The sequence below is a fragment of the Pseudoalteromonas sp. A757 genome (assembly GCF_004103285.1).
Taxonomy (GTDB): Bacteria; Pseudomonadota; Gammaproteobacteria; order Enterobacterales; family Alteromonadaceae; genus Pseudoalteromonas; species Pseudoalteromonas galatheae.
On record NZ_QNQN01000070.1, the window covers coordinates 50,302 to 69,247 of the forward strand.

The following is an 18,946-nucleotide window of genomic DNA, read 5'->3' on the forward strand; positions in this document are numbered from 1 at the left end:
CGCAACCTATTCACAAGTTTGCCGAGCGTGTTGTTTCCTAAACTCGCCCGGCGTAACCCCTGTCTCTTTCTTAAACGCCTTATAGAATGAAGAGCGGGCGTTAAAACCAACGTCTAGAGCAATCTTTAGCACGGAATCTGCGCTAGTCAATAGTTCCGATTTTGACGCTTCTATTCGCCATTGGTTTACAAAGTCGAAAAAATTTACCCTCAGCGTTTCATTTAATGTTTGAGAAAGATAATTGGGTGAAACGCCACTGGCATCCGCCAGTTTTTTAAGAGTTAAATTAGCATCCATATAGAGCTTTTTATCTCGCATCACTCGAGTAATTTTATCGACAATTCGCGCTGACTGCTCGCCACTAAGTGCTGATTTTCTGTATTTGTCTGGTGTAGTTTTATGCTTTGTAGCGTCCAGACCTTCAACCGCATGCTCAATTTTCTCCCTCGCCAAACCTACTGGCAACATCGGTGTATGTTGCATTGCAAAAAAGGTGACACACCAAATAAGTATTAGCGCCGTGAATACTTCCGCTCTCAGTGTCAGTAGCGCTTGGCCAAGCAAATTGGATATAGAAACAGAGAATAGCGCAAATATCCATATACATATCGCTGCAAAAACCAGCCTTCTGGTAGTGTAGAGCCGGCGGTCGTCAAGGTTAGAGTAATGATTTTTTAACTGCCTTTTGAAAGCCAGCAAACGCTTCATTATTACCGCAAGTGTGACGCTACATTCTATTAGCCAAAGGCACATAAGGACCAGCATAATGCCTGCAAGTATTGATGAATATAATCCGCTCGGATCCTCATCACTAACAAAGAGCGCACTGTGCTGCTCAGGAGGTAAAGCACCTATCGCGACAGATACTGCCATCGCAGGCCACAGTAAAATAAACGCGTTAAGATCTGCTTTACTGAACGCCTCTTGCCTTTGCTCTGTCAGCCCAGCAATGTACAACCTTAGTGTAGGACAAAGTACAAATAGCATCGGAAAGCCAATAACGGTGTACGCTTGATACCAACTGGGAAACAAATGGGGCACGATGACATTGAGGGCAAGTACTCCGCAGGCTGTAAGAAACAACATCAACGGCAGGCGATAAACACGCGTCTTTTTGTTTATCATTAGCATTGGCACGCTGAGTACAGTTTGCCCAATGAGCATTGCAGTGAGCACCATAACGATAGGATCAACCACCATTCACTCCTGAAACTTGAAACAAACCTATCCGTAATACTTTGTTTTTCATACTTTTAAATTTAAAGAACCTTAAATCATGTCCGCGCCTTTACGCAAGGACGACAGCTCAGCCAGTGATAGTTAGTCTTACTCCATCCCTTAGATAAAGATGAGGGAAGAGCTCTAACATCTGAATAGATAAGCCAATATGACTTAAGGAAACAAGTATGACAACTGCAGCAGCAACTGGTCAGTCAACTCACAGCGCCAATACACATAAAAAGGTCGCCACACTGTGGTTATTGGTCATGTTAAATATGATTTATGCCGATATTTTGGCCTTTGTCTCCGCATTTATAACTCCTGGAGTAATAGAAACGTTGATGACGGGCTATTCCGGCTCGGTCAAATTATCACAACCGCTACTACTGATCTCTGCCATTCTTATCGAGATCCCAATTGCAATGATTTTTCTGTCTCAGTATCTTAACTATCACCTAAACCGAGCCTGCAATTTAGTCGCCGTCGTATTGACCTTTTTGTTTATACTCGGTGGTGTTGAAACAGATCCATTCTATCTATTTCTTGTGGCTATTCAGCTCAGTTTACTTCTGACGATCGCTTGGACAGTGATTAGGTGGCGAATGCCGCACGGCTCCAATCAATACAACGCTATAAATGAGTAATCAAAACATACTTATTACCGCTCTCAAACCACGTTCAAAACAAACGCCACAACCAAACAATGACATTCAAAGGAGTATCCACAATGAAAACGAGTCACTTAATACCACTGGCTATGCTAATGTTTAGCGCCCTGACCAACGCCACCAGCCTAGAGCAAGGCCAGACTGAGTTCGATAACGGCAATTACCGCCTAGCACAGTCCATACTACAAGAAACCAAGAGCAGTGATGTTCGTAAGCCTTTAATGTTGGCTCGTATTGCGCTGAAAAGCGATCAACCAGACGTAGCACTGCAACACATAGAAAACGCTATCCAAAGTGAGCCTAAAAACGCTGAACTTTATTTCTGTCATGCTGAAGTCGTCGCGGTACTTGCCGAAAAAGCTAGCATTTTTAAGATCTCTGGCTACATCAAAAAACTCAAACGTTCGTTCCTTAGGGCCGTGGAGCTCGCACCAGATAATGCCAATTATCGTAGCGCTTTGATCAAGTTTTACCTCAATGCGCCCGCTATGTTTGGCGGTGATGAACAAGAGGCTATCAAACATATCAAGCAGTTAGAAAAAATAGATCCCTTCGCCGCACACCTAGCACGATTACACCTTTATGCGAAGTTAGATGATAAAGCCGCCTTTGCTCACTCACTCGAAACGGTATCAAAAGATTTTGGCACGGAACCCGAACTCTATTACACCTTAGGTATCGTGTATCAAGAACAAAAAGAGCTTGAGCCTGCTTTACATCAACTTCGTAAGGCAGCTCGAATGGAAGCAACGACGCCAGAGCAGAAAAAAGCCAAGTACCGCTCACTTGTACTTATTGGAACAATCAGTCAACAGCTAGCACGCCACCATAACGAGGGGGCAGCCGCCTTGCGTCAATACCTTGAAGAAGCTACCCCGAGCTACGATATGCCGGACAAAAGCCAAATCAAGTTTCAGCTAGCGACGATCGCCAAAGCCCAAAACCAAGTGGCAACTGCACAACAACTATTACAAGAAGTGATAGCCGAAGCACTAAGTAAAGCACTTAAGAAAAAAGCGCAATCAGCACTTGGCAAGTTAGCAAGTTAGCAATAGATCTAACTGGGTAACTTTTTTGTCACAGCTGTTGTAAATCAGGCTTTGTGCAGGTTTCATATTGCGGTGAATCTAATTTATACAAACATGGGCAAACTTTGCGCTTATTTGACAGACAAATCTTGCCCCTATCTCGCTCTAAGTTCTACTACCATCTGGGTAATAGAGCTTAGAGACTGACGAATTTACTTACCAAATAGCGAGCGATTAGAAGTACATACGCCCCTGTTAGCGAAAAGCTTGCAGCTAAAGATGCGTGCGTTACTAGCGTTTAAGCTAGTTACTCTCAACTAATTTTACTTTTTGCATCATGCCCTGATCTTCATGATCTAGAATATGGCAATGCAATACAAACTCTCCTGTGTACTGTTTTTTTACATCGCCAGTAAATCCAGGGAGTGATGTTGGATAACGATATTTACTGTAAATCACTGTATGTGGTGCAGTTTTAGATTGCTTCTCACCTTTGCGTTTATCGTCAGGCGAGTCGTTATCTTTTTCTATCGCCAATGTATCCCGCCATACCCATTGCTGCTCACCGTCAGGACCTATTCTTGACGCGTAAAATGGATTCACATGAATGTGGAAAGGATGCATTGGAGCAAGGCCTCGGGTACACAAATCCCATCTTTGCCATGTACCAAGAGTTAATTCTCGAGTACTAATCTCACCATAAGGCTTGCCGTCAACAGAGAAAATAAGGTCTTTGGATTTTTCTTCGTCTGAAAGCTTATTATCATCAGGAAGCACACCATTATTAACGTCTTTATTCCCTATATTCTCACAGCTGAAATCTACTTTTTTGCTCTGTGCGCTTTTTATCGCTCTATCCACGGCAACACGTGAGCCCAAGTAAAACATCATACTTTCTTTATCCGTACTCTTGTCCATGGCTTTTATTTCAGCTTGAGTTGGTGCTTCATGGGCTCGATATTGCGCTAGCCCAGCGCTAGTTGGTAATACGGCTTCGGCCTTAGAAACGGGTTCTCCGGTTACCACAATTTGCATCAGTTCTGCAGTATCTTCTGGCACACCTTGAAGTGATTTTTGTGGCACAGAATCCAAATCCACTAGCCAGTAAACCCCTTCTTTGCTCGGAGCTTGATAAAGATAATCTGCTCGATATCCTGGCTGTAACGGCTCAGTTGAGGATACTGCACTGCTAAGATCCCATTTGTCCAAACGGCCTGTGTTTAAACCATCAACAGAGATCTGATTCAAGTAGCCTAATGGCTTAGGGTTGATATCCTGTTCCCAATTAGGTTTACGAACAACAGAAAGCTTAATTGTTTCACGTACACCAGCATGGATAAAGCGCCAACGCTGAATTTCATTGGGCCGCATAATTACTTTGGGTACAACCTGACCATTGATTAAGGTTCTCCGCTTAGTTTGTTGCCATTCGCCGGGACCAAAGATGTCAAAGTCTTTGCCGTCTATCTGGCAAACTGGAACACCAGCTGGTCGATTTTTAGCATCGTAATATTCGATTTGCCCATGACAGTCGTAAGCAATCTGTTGAAGCACAATAACTTGCTCTTTCTTGCCTTTTATCTGAGGTTGGTTTTGAATATCCTTTTTGGGATCTCCACCTTCGATAATAATGGCCCCGGCCATCCCGCTAGATACTTGAAGTGCAGTTGAACCATGTACATGCGCATGGTACCAAAAAGTCCCCTGAGGATGAGATTTTGGTATTCTTACTTCATATTGAAACCCTTTCCCGGGTTTAACTTCCAATAGTACGTTGTCACTTTGCTTGCTAGGTGACACCCACAGGCCATGAGTGTGGAAGTTAGTCACATTAAAATTATGCGGCGTGTTCATCTCCTCTGCATCCTCTTTAGACATCTTTATATCGGAGTGATGTCCTGCGTGTTCGGAGCTTGCACATAAATAATTTTGATCTTTTTTACCAGTATAACTCTCGCAAGTTGGTAAGCGATTCTCTAGGCGAAATCTTAAAATATCTCCAGGTGCCAGTTTAAGTGTTGGCCCAACGAGCGCACTCTTAAATTCTTTTTGATCGCCTTGCTTGTAAGCATAATTTCTTAACCAAGTATTACATTTGGCTATTTTGTTTTGTTGATACTGTACTGCCAGCGTAAAGTCTAGCGCTCCATTTTCTGACTTAAGCACATCAGGCGCAGTCAACGATTTAAGCTCAGGTTCAATATACTCATATTTACAATCATTTTGCTTTGACAACACATCGCTGGGGACGACACCAATTGGATTATAGTGTTCAACATCAAAGTAAACCGGTGTATAGCCTGAGTGGTTTGACTGACTTGATTGAGTTGAATGATTTGAGTGACCGATGTGCTCGCGTTTGGCATCCTCAACAACAGCACATGAAGAGGACAAGATAGCACTCAAAATCAGTAACATTGGATTTCTCATACGCTGCTCCCTAACATTTATTAATATTGTGTTAAGAATATATAATAGTATCAATATTACAGCGCAAACATTACACTACATTACATTACTGAAAAGCATTCATAGTTACGGATCGCCTACCTTTTGGGTTGAGGTAATATGCTAATGATATTAAGTGACGCACTACTTTAAAACAGAAAAGTAGTATTAGTCGCCCGCCCCACACCTAGCGGTAACCAACGTACCGACTTGCATATAGACAAGGCAGCTTTAGATTGAGGAGCAGTCGGAGTGTCGGGAGCCTATTGTGGCTCAGGTAGCACTGGTGGCGTACTATCCATATAAGTCAAAAAGTTAGCCCAAAGAGTGTGAGTTCTGGTTTTAACTAATTCCTTACGACATTCGAGCGCCATCACACCGCGAATAGTGCCTTCTCGCCATTGGGTATATACCGCACCGCAGTGGGCATCGAGATAGCTTTGCCACGCCAACTGCGAGGCCTTAATCGCTTCCACCAGTTGCTCATCAAAGGCATTATGTTCAAGGCTTTTTTGGTAGTAACGTTCAAGTGTTTCAGTTCGCGCGTTAAGTTCGCTCATTGCACACTCATTGATGTCTATGGTTGAGATAGGGTTTTCACACACATCTCCTCCCGCCAACGCGATTTGATAATTTAATAAAAACAATGCGGCCGCGATTAGTCTCATGGTATTTCCTTTTGTGTTTAACCTTTAATGAGTTTCAACATATTACCGATGGAATCGAAGTTAATTCCACCCATCAGCTCCGGATTATTCAACGCATAGAGGTAATCATCTATCAAGGTGCAGTCAACCTCGTCACGCAGCTCAACAAACCCAGCCCAATTTTCAAGTTCATCTTCGTCGATTTCACCACTGAGATACTTTGCCAATACCACTCTTAACATCGCCTTGCTAATAATAAGCGATACTGCGCTGTTGTCGCTCAGTAGTATATTTAACGCCTGCGCTTTGTGTGGGCCGAATGTAACAAATTCGACCAGTGCTTGTTGCTTATTCATGATTTTTCTCCAGCTCTGCGACCAAGGCAAATAACTCACCCAGCCCAGCTTGCTGATGCTCGACTTCTTGCGCCGCAAAGCCTAAGCGAATATGACTTAAACTACTAGCCTTATCGAGGGTAAATTCAGGTTCACATTGTACGTAAATCCCTTTTTCACGTGCTTTTTCAGATAATCTCGAGACATCGCGTTTGCTGTTTACCCAATACGCCATACCGCCTTGTGGCACTTCAAAATCAATATCTAACTTAGCTTTAAGCTCGCTTAGGTGCTGCGCCATCGCCTGATGTCGTCCTTGATAGGCTTTGGTCATGCGGCGTAAATGACGCTCAAACCCGCCCTCTTCCATCCAGTAAGCCACAGCCAACTGGGTAAGCGCATCATTTTTGTGATTAAGTAGCTGCTTACGTGCCACCAATTGCGCAAGCACATCTGCCCGCGCACTCATATAACCCACACGAGCACCAGCAAACATGATTTTTGAAAAGGTAGAAATATAAATCACAATACCACTTGGATCGCTTGCCGCCATAGGCTGTAACGGTGGGCAGAGATAATGAAACTCATGGTCGTAATCGTCTTCAATAATAAATACGCCATACTGCTGGCACAGCTGATAAATCGCCATGCGCCTCGGTACAGACAATGTGACCGTTGTAGGATATTGATGCAGTGGCGTTAAATACAGCAACTTCACCTTATTTTGTTCAAGGCAGCGCGCCAAGGCCTCCACTTTAATGCCTTCTGCGTCTTGTGCTAAAGCAAAAATTTCAGCACCTGCATTGGTAAAAGTATGCCGCGCAGGAGGATAACCAAGCATTTCGATGGCAACACCATCACCTGGGTTTATAAATGCATTTGCCACCAATGAGAGGGCTTCTTGGGAGCCATTGCAAATCAGTAAGTCATCACATACCAACCCCCTCGCTCTGCGCAAATATGCCTGAATTTGGGATTTCAGTAACGCGCACCCCGCAATGTCTGAATAGTGAAAATGACTGACATTGGTTTTGCGACATGCCTTTACCAAAAACCGCTTAAACTCATCATAGGGAAAGGCATGAAGATCTGGTAAGCCCCCTGCAAAACTATAGCGGTAGGCCGAACGCTTAGTGCTGCTTACTGGTGTTAGTGTTTTAGCAAATTGCGGCACGATTCGTGGTGTAGAAGCCACTTTAGTGTCTATCTGTTGGCTACTGAAAATAGGCAGTTCAGTATTGACTCGATAGCCGCTGCGCTCTTTAACCACTAGCCAGCCTTCAGCTACCAAGTTTTGTAGGGCATTCATCACCGTGTGACGATTCATACCATGTAACTCAGCCAGCTTTCGGGCTGAAGGAAGTTTGTCACCGGGAGTGAGCTTACCTTCAGTAATGGCGCTGCGCAAAACATCTGCTAAGCGTTTATGTTTAACATCGTGAGACTGTGTTTTTGGGCTAATAGAAATCAAAAGTGGTCTAATTAAATTATTAAATCTGGTTGTTTTATATCAACCAAAATCAGCGCAATATGCAAGAATTAAAAACACAGAATGAATGGAATATTGATGCTTTCAAAACAAACACTAGAATCCAATCGCGTCAAGCTCACCCCACTTGAGGCTACGCATTTACCTGAGTTATTGGCTCGAGGCAAAAAAGCCGAGATCTGGAAGTGGGTATTTAACAATTATTGTCGCGATCAAAAAACCATAGAGCAGTGGTTTTACGGCTCTGCACAGTTTGATGAAAGCGAGCAACTGGTTGTTGCAATCATAGATAAAGACTCAGGTAAACTGGCTGGTAATAGCCGCTTGTTTAGACTTGATAAACTCAACCTAAGTGCCGAGATTGGCCATACTTTTATCGGCACTGAATTTCAACGCACGCATGTTAATACCCACGCCAAATACCTGCTGCTTAAATATGCCTTTGAAGCGATTGGATTGGTGCGTGTGCAATTTCAAACTCATGAATTTAACCATAAGTCTCGTAATGCCATCTCACGTCTCGGTGCCCATTTTGAAGGACTGTCATTAAAAGATAGGCGCCTGCCCGATGGAAGTTATCGTAATACGGCACGATTTGCCATCACCGACGAGATGTGGCCTGAAGTGAAAGCAAGGTTGGAGGAAAAGTTATGAGCTACCCAAGAAACTATTACGTTGAAAGCAATTCAAACATACTCAGCTCTGTGATCACAAAACACCCGCTGGCCACGCTGACAGTGATACAAAAAGGCAAGTTAAAGACGGTTTTTGTACCGCTAACATTAAGTGATGACCATGCTTATTTACTTGGACACGCAACAAAAGACAACCCGATTTTTCACACAGGCGGTATTATCCAAGCAATCTTTCACTGTGAAGATCATTACCTCTCACCCGCTGTTATCTCTGACATTAAGCTCCCCACATGGTTGTACGCAAATGTGATAGTGGAAGGTGAGCTCGCACTTATTGCTACTGATGTTGAAAAATACGCGTCAATGCAAGCGCAAATAACGCATTTTGAGCAGTTTTCAAATAGTGATTGGCAGCTTGATAACGTGCCTGCCAATCAGCGTCAGTCGCTGTTTAACGCCATTAACTTTTTCAAGATTAAAATCAATTCGATGCATGGCGCTTTTAAGTTAAGCCAAAACCAGTCGAGTGACATTCGCGCATTAATCAAAACACACTTAACGCCATCCAAACCAATATTAGCAAGTTATGTGTGTTAATTACTAAACTCATACTGCATTCATGGTTGAAGTGTTTGAATCTTAAAGACCAGCAAGCAATTTCTATCTCAATGCGTTATTTCAAAAACCTAATAACAAAATTTATTTTGATGATGCAGAAGTGGCCGGGCCTAATGGCGTTGTTGGCTTTTTGCAGTGGTATAGCGAGCTTTATTTTAGTTGAACGTAAAGAGTCGTTTTCACAGATCATCGCTCTGCTTTTACTCACCAGTTGGCTGTGGCTTATTATTGACAACTGGCTACGCGACCAAGTTGAACAACGCTTTGGTATTGTGTTGTCACCCAACTTTATGCGCTTTGCTCTGCAAATGGTGCAACAGGAAAGCCTGTTCTTTGCACTGCCTTTTTTCTTGGCTGCCACAACATGGAATCATCCACAGGCCGCGTTTACCTGCTTAATTGCACTCTGCGCGTTTATCTCCGTTGTGGACCCGATATATTACAAAAAGCTAGCTCGCCATAATGTGCTGTTTATGGTTTTCCACAATTTTGCTTTGTTTGTTGTGATTTCAGTTGCGCTACCTATTTTGCTTCACCTGACAACTGACCAAAGTATACAAATAGCGCTAGTGACCGCCATTGTGCTTACCCTACCGAGCCTTGGCAATGTCATGCCAAACGCAAGATGGTGGCGTTTTCCCTTATTGGCTCTGCTACTAAGTGCACTTAGCGCTGGTTTGTGGCAGTTACGTAGCTGGGTTCCCCCTGCGGCCTTACGGCTCAACGACATTGCGCTGGCTTATGAGGTTGATAGGCAGCAACGAAAGCCGGTGAACAGCATTCAACATCTCGATAGCCATTCGCTTCACGAACAAGGCTTGTACAGCTGGAGCGCAGTAAAAGCACCGCGGGGACTAAACGAAAAAATCTTTCACGTGTGGGTACACAACAAACAAGTGGTTGACCGAATTCCCTTAAATATTAGCGGTGGACGCGAGGAAGGTTATCGAGCTTGGAGCCATAAGAACAACTTTCCGGCCGACTCAACCGGTAAGTGGGAGGTGCACGTTGTCACCAGTTCAGGACAATTGATTGGCCTAAAAAAATTTACTGTTTCTCCTTAGGAGATCTTTAAGATATTACAACCAACTACTGAAGCCGAGGCGCGGTGATAATTTTATTATGATATGGTTAAGCGCCTCTTTTCTAACTCAAGGAAGTCTATGACTGATTTTTCCATTTTACCGGACGAAAACTCAAAGCGATTTGTTGCTGTGCTCAATAAAAAGGTTGAAAACGGTTTACCCCCCGTTTAGGCGCACTCGGTTACTCAAAGACCGCTTATTAGTCGCTTTGGCGATTAATAAAAACAACAAGATCGCTGTGTAAAACAGCTCCTACCCAGTAGTGAGTCATGCTTGTAGGAGGCGATTCACTCGCCGAGCAGTTTATGTTTCCCAACGAATTTTTGATGAAGACCCCCCACTCATCTCACCCACCAAAAATTCAATATAAAAACAGCAAGATCGCTGTGTAAAACAGCGCCTACCCGGTAGTGAAGTCATGCTTGTAGGAGGCGATTCACTCGCCGAGCAGTTTAAGTTTTCAACGAATCTTTGATGAAAAAAACCAGCTCTCACCAGCCAAAAATTCAATATAAAAACAACAAGATCGCTGTGTAAAACAGCTCCTACTCGGTAGTGAAGTCATGCTTGTAGGAGGCGATTCACTCGCCGAGCAGTTTATGTGTTTCGACAAATACTCGTTGAAGAATTTATCCCTCTAACCTAAGCCCAAAGCCCGACATAAAAACAATAAGATCGCTGTGTAAAACTGCGCCTACCTCAAGATGAAACCAAGCAAAAAGCCGATACTGGCTTTTTGCTCTTCGCATTTAACACTATTAAATAATTGTCTTACGGGTTCTTAGGCGATTGAAATTGACGTAAACCTCTTTACCACAGTCTAATTTAACAGTGAAACCCGAATACTCCTCTTTGATTTCAATGAGTTTTTCGTAATTCTCTTGGAAGTAGGTTTTCGTCGGAATGGATGCGTCTTTAAAGCTGATAAACGCGCCGTATGCCCCTTCTATGGTGGTGTCGCGGCTAACCTCAATCCAATCAAGTGCACGGTTTACATAGCGGTAGACTGGATTTGCTTGACCAAGGCGTTTGCTGTCGTAACTGCCGTCGTACTTTAACTCAGTATTCCACCAAGTTTGGTATTGAATGGTGTACTGCGCCGTTGTATACGGGAAGGCAACACGTTTCTTAGCATCATCACATGTATCATTGGCATAAAACTTACCCGAAATGGCACCTAGAGTGACATAACTAAATAGTCCAAGTGGGGCATTTTGTGCAAACAATAAAGGCGATGTGAGTGAACGCAATAGCGCCAACTTGCCTTGTTCGGTAAGGCCAGACTCACGCACGAGCTTTGAGGTGATTTTGTGTGGCGCTGGGGCGTCGAAGTCTGGTGTAAATGGTTCACCATCAAGGCTTGCGGCAAGCGTCCCCTTTAATCCCAGCTTTTTGAGGTTAGCCACAGAGTTTCGTGACCAGTCAGACATCAATGCTTCGCTATAGTTCTGCTTGGTGTCCGTGCCTGTCACCTGCACTTTAGCAGCAGGAAAATATTGCTTAGCAAACTGAATCAGCGCTTTTTCGGAGCCTTGCCAATAACCATACATGGTACTTGGGTGCTTTAAGGTCTTTTCGTAGCCAGATGACTTTTCACACTCGCTAACATCTGGGACCGCGTTGATTTTTAGGTTAGTACCAACTAAGTTCTCGGTATCCTTTCCCGTGTCGTTAATGGCATTTTCCCACTGGCTGAGCAACTGCCAAGTTGCTAAGTCTGTAGAGCCAACTGCCTCATTATTCCAGTTAATTTCAAAGCGGTGGATTTCTTCAGGTAGCTCAAAAGCTTTGACTCTAAACTCCGTCACTATTCCATAGCTTAACGCTCCGCCTCCGCGTAGCGCCCATAATAGATCTTCATTTTCAGTTTCAGATACCTCAACTCTTGAGCCATCTTGCAAAATAACAGTTGCACCAACGAGTGACTCACAGCACATTCCTTTTGCTCGCGTCCATGGGCCCCAACCACCGCCTTGAATATACCCAGCTAACCCAACCGTGGCGCAAGTGCCATGTGGAATGGTTAACGGTGGAATATCCTTGTAACCAGATTCTGCAAGCTTTGGGACTAATTGATAAAAGCGATAGCCCGAACCAATATGGGCAATATAATCGTCGCCTTTTTTCTCGATGGAGAAGTCTTTTAAACCGCTTAAATCCAGCAACACCACATCTGTGCCGCTGCACTCCCCTTCATGATCATGGCCACCTGAGCGCACCCGAATGGGTAAGTTAAACTCTATCGCTTCTTGATAGGCACGCATCACATCATCAGTATTGTTACACATTACAATCACCGAGGGCGAAAACTGAAATCGTGTGTTAAAGATAAGCGCTTTAGCTTGATATTCTCTGAAGCGCTCCATCGAAGTATCACCCGTTGGCAATAAAGTAAGTAACTGCTTTGCAGAAAAGCCATGTTTGCTTTCTAACGCAAGTATAAAACCTTGTGTCGCGCGCCAGTAGCGGTCAATACGCTTTTGTGCTTCGTCTAACTGATATTCTGGGATAGGTTTGCTGATTTGCTTAGGCATTATTGTTTCCTTGTGCTGTGTTCTTTCCACATGGACAGTCGTCCACTTTTTTACCCGTAATGGCTTCGGCGAGATCCTGTATCGCCGGTGCGAGGTCTTTTTTATCAAGATTTACTTTAATGAGGTACGGCTTACATGGATTTTCATGAAGCGTAGCAAAAACCCCATTTAGATCCGCGACGGTCTCTACATGTAAATATTCGACAAAATACGCGCTCGCTAATGATTTATAGTCCCAACGGTGTAAATCATCAAATGGTGCAAATGCGCCCGCAGGAGTAAACGCACAGATATCAACAAACGACTGCTCAATTGCATACACTTGATTACTCATTACAAACACTGCCGTATTGAGTTTATTATGGCTAATGGTAGACAGTGTTTGGCACATCATCATGAATCCACCGTCGCCCGCAACCACAATACTACGTCGATTGTCAGCCAAGGCTGTGCCAAGTGAACAACCGGTTTCATGACCTAACGATCCCCAAGCTGCGTCACTAATAAAGCGACTTTCTTCAATACCAGTTAAACGAGCCGCCATATAAAGCGAAGAGCTTTCACCTAAAATAAGGTTGAAGTCACGCACCTTCTGGCATCGGGCTAGCTGCTTCTGGTATGTGCAAAAGAAGTTTTCGTAGGTGATGGCATCGCAATCATGCACGGGACTGTTCAAATAGGGGTTTTCCGGCAACGAGCAAAGCGTACGATGCTGCATGGGATAATGCTCAATATACACCGTTAAATCATCAATAAACTGTGCTAAATCGATACCACCAAAACGCTCGCAGTTACCAATTCTTGCTTCGCCCATATTCACGCGGATCAATTCGTTGTCTTGCGTTTTTAACATGGTCAGGTAGTCATCAGTGAATATTGCCCCCAACGCTAAAATGCAATCTCGTTTGCTAACAAAGTCAAACGTTTCAGGCCATGACGCTTCACCCGCATAGGTGCCAACAAACAGCTCCTTCCCGAGCCCTTGCGCCTCACTTAATACTGATTTGGCTAGCGTGGTCGTGGTATACGGAATATTGAGATTACAGAGCAAGTTTTCGACTTCCCTTTGTATGCCAAGTCGCGTGATCTCTATGCCTAATAATACCAACGGCTTCTCAGCTTCTTTGAGTCGGTTGATTACTTTATCGAGTAAATTTGCCATCATCGTAGGATTAGATGCAGGTCTTGGGATCACTAAATGGCCATCTGGTTTATCACAAGCTGCGCCCCACACGTTTTGCCATGCTTCTAGATAAATAGGCCGCTTTTCACTCATGGCAAGGCGTAACGCATTGTCAATAATGTCAGGAGCAGAAGCGGGATCCGAAAGAATTTCACTGGCGACAGTGACATTTTCAAACACCTTTTTATCTGCGCTATAGTCGCCGGTAGAGTGATGAAATAACACGCCTGTTTCTTCAATATCTACACGGTTTTCAGCCGACGGACTTGCCGATATAACGACAACAGGATTACGCTCGACATAAGCGCCGGCTATCGCGTTTAATACGCTGAACGTGCCAACGCCGTATTGCACCGACACCGCGCCAATACCTCTGTATCTTGCATATCCATCCGCCGCGTAGCCTGCCCCTAGTTCGGTTACATCGCCTACAGCGTCAATACCTGGAAAGTTGTCCAGTGCGGTCATAAATTCTTGCACATAGTCACCAGGCACTTGAAACACCTTATCAAGGCCCAACTGCCTTAACCGCCACAGTAAATGGTCAGCAACCGTAAAATTAGCGGTACTCATGATTAATACCTCGATAAGCGAATTCAGTGACTTCGTCCAGCGTGTCCGAACTGGCATTTGGCTGCTGCGCTGAATGCTGACACGAGCAGCCACCTTTACGGCAATCTACTGGTAAGTAGTTGTGGTGTGACTCAAGCCACTGTTCATACTGTGCTTTGTCTTTAGATAACCACTTCGGTGTTGGTAAAGCAAAGAACTCAGCCAATGTTGATTCAGCCGTATTTAACGCTCCTTCAACCCAGCCTTGTTCATAGGAGTACGCTTCGCCAACAATATAGATTTCTTCGCTTGCAACAGGGTGGCGCATTCTGCACATGATCTCATCGAGACGATAATTGGCTTTCCATTCATGCCAGCCACCGCCATAAGGGTCATCCCCCCACTCTTGATAGATTGCAGAATATGGCATTGGGAGTGCTTTTTGATTATGTAACGCTTGAATTTGGCGATGTGCCGCTTCAACCATCCCGGTGGTAATTTGATACTGATTTTTAGGTACTATCTCATTTTCGGTATAACCTTCTGCACCATAGGCTGGCATAAAGCCTTGGTAATGCTCGCCCTTTTCTAAGCCTTTCCAATAAGGAATAGTGCCAATATCATTGTATGAAGCCATTAGCAGCGAGTTGGTATTGGGCTCACCATAGGTATGCTCCACTTTACATACTTGTTCGCCTTTTTCGTTAGTCTCGTATTCAAGGCATTCTTTTTGGTCGCATTCCGTGCCCATGTAATAAGTTTGACGGATTGGTAAGTCAGTCACAGAGCGACCAGCAACAAGGCCCAAACTGCGCCACCAAGGTTGCTCGTAAGCCATAAACATCTTAATCGCTTTTTGGATAAGCACAGACGGAATGTTTTCTTTTAACCAAGGGTCGTCAAAGAACGGCGATTCAATCAGCTCAAGCGAGCGCCTTGGCATAGCCAAAATAAGCCGCTTCACTTTAACGCTGTACGCTGGAGCATCTTTATCAACCACTTTCCCACTGCTGTTCACTTGTGTTGGTTGAAAGGTGAGTTCATAACGATACTCGCCACAATGATGCAGCTCAATTTTTGCAAGTCGATGCAACATATTAACGCGCTTACAGCGGTCAAGGCAGCCCGGTGCCGCTGCAAACTCTTCACATAACTTCAGCGGTAACGCCTGAAAACCATCTTTGAGGGTCTTAAATACTGTATCATCGCTATATTCAGTGGCAGGCAACTGAGTAACCGCGCTGGCATTCGCCACATTAGCATCGTAGCCCCCCGCTTCTTTCATAAAAAGGTATGCTTCGTTACTCAACACATGCTCAAGCAAGTTCCAAAAGCCAAAGCGCCAGATTTCCTTGCCAAACACTTTGACTTTCATCTGCTCTGCGAGAGACATATCGGCAAATCCCGGGCAGATGAGGTTCATGACTTTAACTTGAAGATCTTCCGGTCCATAGCCTCGCTCTGTTTCTTCAAGCTTGTATGGGATTTTGTCTGGGCATTCTGCGAAATCACGATATCTAAAATATTGCCCTCGCAGGTAAAAGAGGTTGTTTTCACTACCTGCTTCAGGGGAGCTTTCTGCATTTGAAGGGTATAACGGCAGCTTTGAGCCCATCGGGAAGTCTTTGGTTTGGAGTTTTAGCTCATCCACCAGCGTACTCACCATCACATGATCGTCAGGAATAAAGCGCATTCCACCAAGCTCAGCCACAACGTTAGGCAACCCCGGAAGTGTGCGACTATACAAACGACCACCAATACGATCACTATACTCAAATAAGCCTATGCGATGTGTATCACCAAGCTCTTGTTGAAGACGCCATGCACTATAGACACCCGATACACCGCCACCCACAATGGCAATATCTAGTTCTTTACTCATTTTAATATGCTCCTTTAGGCTATTACTCTAAAAGCATATTTAAGGGTAGTGATTTTATCTATTACATCAGGTTACAAGGGGTTACAGTGCAATTATGGCTAGTATAAACATCGTCTTTAATAAACTAGCATCACCTGACTGGTTTCTTGCTCAGCAAAAAGCACCATTATATTTAAAAAGTTAAAATTAAGTTTCACAAAAACAAAAGGTTGCTGTGTAACACAGCCCTACTCCGTAATGAAAACATGCTTGTATAAGGCGGTTCACCCGCCGAACCGTTATGAATGTTGACAAATCCAAAACCGTAAAGCTTTACCCTGTTTTGTACTCATCTTTGGCTTAATTACTCAACAGCCTTATCTCGTTTCTGGTGGGCGCGTTTGAGACATGAAAATGCTCAACTTCAACATCATTTCCAAATACTTGTGTAAGTAAGTCTGAAAATTGCTCTGAAGTGCGCTCGGGATCGAGCGTGTAAAGCGGCTTTAGCGCTTCTTTTTCTATGCCTTTTTGCTTTGCAAGTTGAAGTAGCTTACTACCCATATCAGCAAAACCATTGCCATCCATACTGCCAACAACTTCGCCTTTCACTTTGAATACCGCAACTTGAGGCGCTTGATCAAACATCAGTTTACTTCGCAAAAATTCATCTCTCGCTAGTTGTTCTTGATGGTTAGCTTGCCTGCGCGTATTCATTTCATCGTGAACAAAACTTTTATACGAACGGCCATTAAAACGTTCAAAAACTTCAGCATTGGTTGGACGATTATTTTCGCCATAAACTTCAACTTTGCCGGAACTGGAGTACTGTTGCTGAACTAACGCTTTAAGCTGATTAATATCACCATTGGCTTGCTCTATCAAAGCTTCGACTCCACCTTTACCTGTAATGTGTCCTTTGTCATTTTGATAGGCCATCAATTTGCCATCGACCACTATACCTAATTGCACCTCCCGCGCTTGCCCATGATGCAAGTATTGCCGCTGGGCCGCCTCTGGAGAGACTTCACTGAGCTCGAATACCTGACTTAAATGAGTCATTTGTTCATGTGATACCCGAGTGACCTTTTCTTCATCAACCATGTACATTAGGTTGGTTTTCCCCACTAGGTCCTTAGGGTTCTCTTGGCTATGCAGATTTGACTGTTCAGCTCTCCCTCTTTGGGTGTAAACGTTCATATTTATGCTATTCGTCGAATTAACGTGCATGAGTCCACTCCTTGCTTTCAGATAGTAACTTTATTTATTTTTAGCCTGCCTCATACAGCAATAAATAAGCCAAGCTTTATTCAACCACATGAAAGTAGGAAAACTCATTCACATATAGCAATTACAGTTCTACTTGATATTTATTGCTTCTAACTGGAGAACTGAGTTCCCCAAAAAGGGCAAATTGTTGCCACGATCAAAAAGGGTGAGTCACATTACTCCTCCTTAGATCATAGAGATAACTTGGTATCTGCTAATTGGTGGTGTAACGAGCCGAACAATTGAAATGAAAATTTCACACAAAAACTTTCAAAAAACTCAATTTTTATGCAAACAAACGTTGACCTTACCACCGTGTCAATCTTTACAGTTACTTAACCAATTTAACCAAACCTTAAGCATGACTTCACCTTGATTAACACTACTGAACTCATGGAGTACGGAAATTAATTTCCGTTTGATGTCCTTTTATTGGAGTTAATTAGGCGCGGCAGCCAAGGATAGTGAACACATTTAACTCAACAAAAAATAGAGACTAACGAAATGAAATTAAAAGAAAAAATGGTTGGAAAAGTAGAGCAAAAACTCCTAGATATGATACGCATGGATGTCGCTGAACACTACCCGACAGTCTCCGCCTTTTATCTAGAAGGTGGACATTTTGATCCGCGTTATTCCGCAACCGAATTCTCGATAGATTCAATGGTAAAGGTGTTAAATGTCGCAAATAACGCGATTCTAGAGCACAAGAAAAAACTCAAAGTGGTGCTTGGCGTGTTGATAGACGATCTGGGCTTACAGTGTGGTAGTGAGTCTTGTGATATTTCTGCATCCCCAGCAATGACCAGCGACAGCCAAGGGCTTGCGCCATTACCTGACGAGCTAGAAGCCGTATTAAGTGATTACAGCATTGTAAAACGCGACCGCTTAGTGCTTCAGGGTGAGCGCAATTGTAAAAACCGTGGGATCCAATCTTTACGTAAAATCATTGCGCAAGATTTAGCAAGTTTCCCACAATTGTCACTCGCAACGAGCAGCGGTGTAACTAAAGTTCTATTCGAAAACAGTAAGGGAGTAAACATCGTTTTAGCTGAATCAAAAGATAAGGATATATGGACTGCAAAATGCCCGCTTATTATGGCGCAGCACTATAAAGATACATACCAAAAAGCACTGAAAATGAACCCTCAGGCAGGGGTATTCCACATTATGGACTTCTCTGAAATGGATGACTTTCACAAAGTCGTGAACGGTACTGAAGTAGCGTTAGGACTTTTCCTACAAGACGAAAGCCTTGGCGATAATATCGTTAAGATCTCCAATATCTTCTTGTCTGACTTTGATATGGAAGATTATTCCATTAACACCCAAACCAGCACCCTAGCCGAAGCTTGCGACGCGTAACGCACGCA

General features: G+C 43.8%; 15 protein-coding genes. 6 read left to right on the forward strand and 9 right to left on the reverse strand.

Going from position 1 to position 18,946, the window contains the following annotated elements:
• Positions 1-6: 6 nt before the first annotated feature.
• Entirely contained in the window at positions 7-1,200 is a 1,194-nt protein-coding gene (locus DRB05_RS13180; protein WP_128727371.1) for a helix-turn-helix transcriptional regulator, read from the reverse strand.
• 206 nt (positions 1,201-1,406) lie between these two features.
• On the opposite strand from DRB05_RS13180, the gene DRB05_RS13185 reads away from it, so the two are divergent.
• Entirely contained in the window at positions 1,407-1,865 is a 459-nt protein-coding gene (locus DRB05_RS13185; protein WP_128727372.1) for a DUF6326 family protein, read from the forward strand.
• Between the two features lie 83 nt (positions 1,866-1,948).
• On the forward strand, positions 1,949-2,938 hold the full coding sequence (locus DRB05_RS13190) for a hypothetical protein (RefSeq protein WP_128727373.1): 990 nt from the start codon (positions 1,949-1,951) through the stop codon (positions 2,936-2,938).
• A gap of 282 nt (positions 2,939-3,220) precedes the next feature.
• On the opposite strand, the gene DRB05_RS13195 is transcribed toward DRB05_RS13190, so the two are convergent.
• The 4 genes from DRB05_RS13195 to DRB05_RS13210 all read right to left on the reverse strand — a co-directional run bounded on the left by DRB05_RS13195 (position 3,221) and on the right by DRB05_RS13210 (position 7,818).
• Complete coding sequence (locus DRB05_RS13195; RefSeq protein WP_128727374.1) at positions 3,221-5,347, reverse strand: multicopper oxidase domain-containing protein; 2,127 nt, start codon at positions 5,345-5,347, stop codon at positions 3,221-3,223.
• A 281-nt stretch (positions 5,348-5,628) separates the two neighbouring features.
• Positions 5,629-6,033 carry a lysozyme inhibitor LprI family protein gene (locus DRB05_RS13200; protein WP_128727375.1) on the reverse strand — a complete coding sequence of 135 codons (405 nt, stop codon included), beginning with the start codon at positions 6,031-6,033 and terminating at the stop codon, positions 5,629-5,631.
• A gap of 17 nt (positions 6,034-6,050) precedes the next feature.
• Positions 6,051-6,368: a hypothetical protein gene (locus DRB05_RS13205; protein WP_128727376.1), complete on the reverse strand. Its 318-nt coding sequence runs from the start codon at positions 6,366-6,368 to the stop codon at positions 6,051-6,053.
• Entirely contained in the window at positions 6,361-7,818 is a 1,458-nt protein-coding gene (locus tag DRB05_RS13210; protein WP_128727377.1) for a PLP-dependent aminotransferase family protein, read from the reverse strand. The genes DRB05_RS13205 and DRB05_RS13210 overlap by 8 nt, the downstream gene beginning before the upstream one ends.
• Positions 7,819-7,914: 96 nt before the next feature.
• Here DRB05_RS13210 and DRB05_RS13215 point away from each other — a divergent pair, with 96 nt between their 5' ends.
• From DRB05_RS13215 to DRB05_RS13225, 3 genes are all read left to right on the forward strand, one after another.
• Positions 7,915-8,490, forward strand: a complete 576-nt coding sequence (locus DRB05_RS13215; protein WP_128727378.1) for a GNAT family protein — start codon at positions 7,915-7,917, stop codon at positions 8,488-8,490.
• Positions 8,487-9,068 (forward strand): FMN-binding negative transcriptional regulator, encoded by a 582-nt coding sequence (locus tag DRB05_RS13220; RefSeq protein ID WP_128727379.1) that lies wholly within the window; start codon positions 8,487-8,489, stop codon positions 9,066-9,068. The genes DRB05_RS13215 and DRB05_RS13220 overlap by 4 nt, the downstream gene beginning before the upstream one ends.
• Positions 9,069-9,139: 71 nt before the next feature.
• Positions 9,140-10,153 (forward strand): DUF5924 family protein, encoded by a 1,014-nt coding sequence (locus DRB05_RS13225; protein WP_193554572.1) that lies wholly within the window; start codon positions 9,140-9,142, stop codon positions 10,151-10,153.
• A 779-nt stretch (positions 10,154-10,932) separates the two neighbouring features.
• Here the strand turns inward: DRB05_RS13225 and DRB05_RS13235 are convergent.
• From DRB05_RS13235 to DRB05_RS13250, 4 genes are all read right to left on the reverse strand, one after another.
• Positions 10,933-12,708: an FAD-dependent oxidoreductase gene (locus DRB05_RS13235; protein ID WP_128727380.1), complete on the reverse strand. Its 1,776-nt coding sequence runs from the start codon at positions 12,706-12,708 to the stop codon at positions 10,933-10,935.
• Positions 12,701-14,464 (reverse strand): thiamine pyrophosphate-binding protein, encoded by a 1,764-nt coding sequence (locus DRB05_RS13240; RefSeq protein WP_128727381.1) that lies wholly within the window; start codon positions 14,462-14,464, stop codon positions 12,701-12,703. The genes DRB05_RS13235 and DRB05_RS13240 overlap by 8 nt, the downstream gene beginning before the upstream one ends.
• Positions 14,451-16,325: an FAD-dependent oxidoreductase gene (locus tag DRB05_RS13245; RefSeq protein ID WP_128727382.1), complete on the reverse strand. Its 1,875-nt coding sequence runs from the start codon at positions 16,323-16,325 to the stop codon at positions 14,451-14,453. Before DRB05_RS13245 ends, DRB05_RS13240 begins: the two co-directional genes overlap by 14 nt.
• Positions 16,326-16,664: 339 nt before the next feature.
• Entirely contained in the window at positions 16,665-17,534 is an 870-nt protein-coding gene (locus DRB05_RS13250; RefSeq protein ID WP_128727383.1) for a hypothetical protein, read from the reverse strand.
• Between the two features lie 543 nt (positions 17,535-18,077).
• On the opposite strand from DRB05_RS13250, the gene DRB05_RS13255 reads away from it, so the two are divergent.
• A complete protein-coding gene (locus DRB05_RS13255; RefSeq protein ID WP_128727384.1) occupies positions 18,078-18,938 on the forward strand; it encodes a hypothetical protein in 861 nt (286 codons plus the stop codon).
• Positions 18,939-18,946 lie beyond the last annotated feature (8 nt).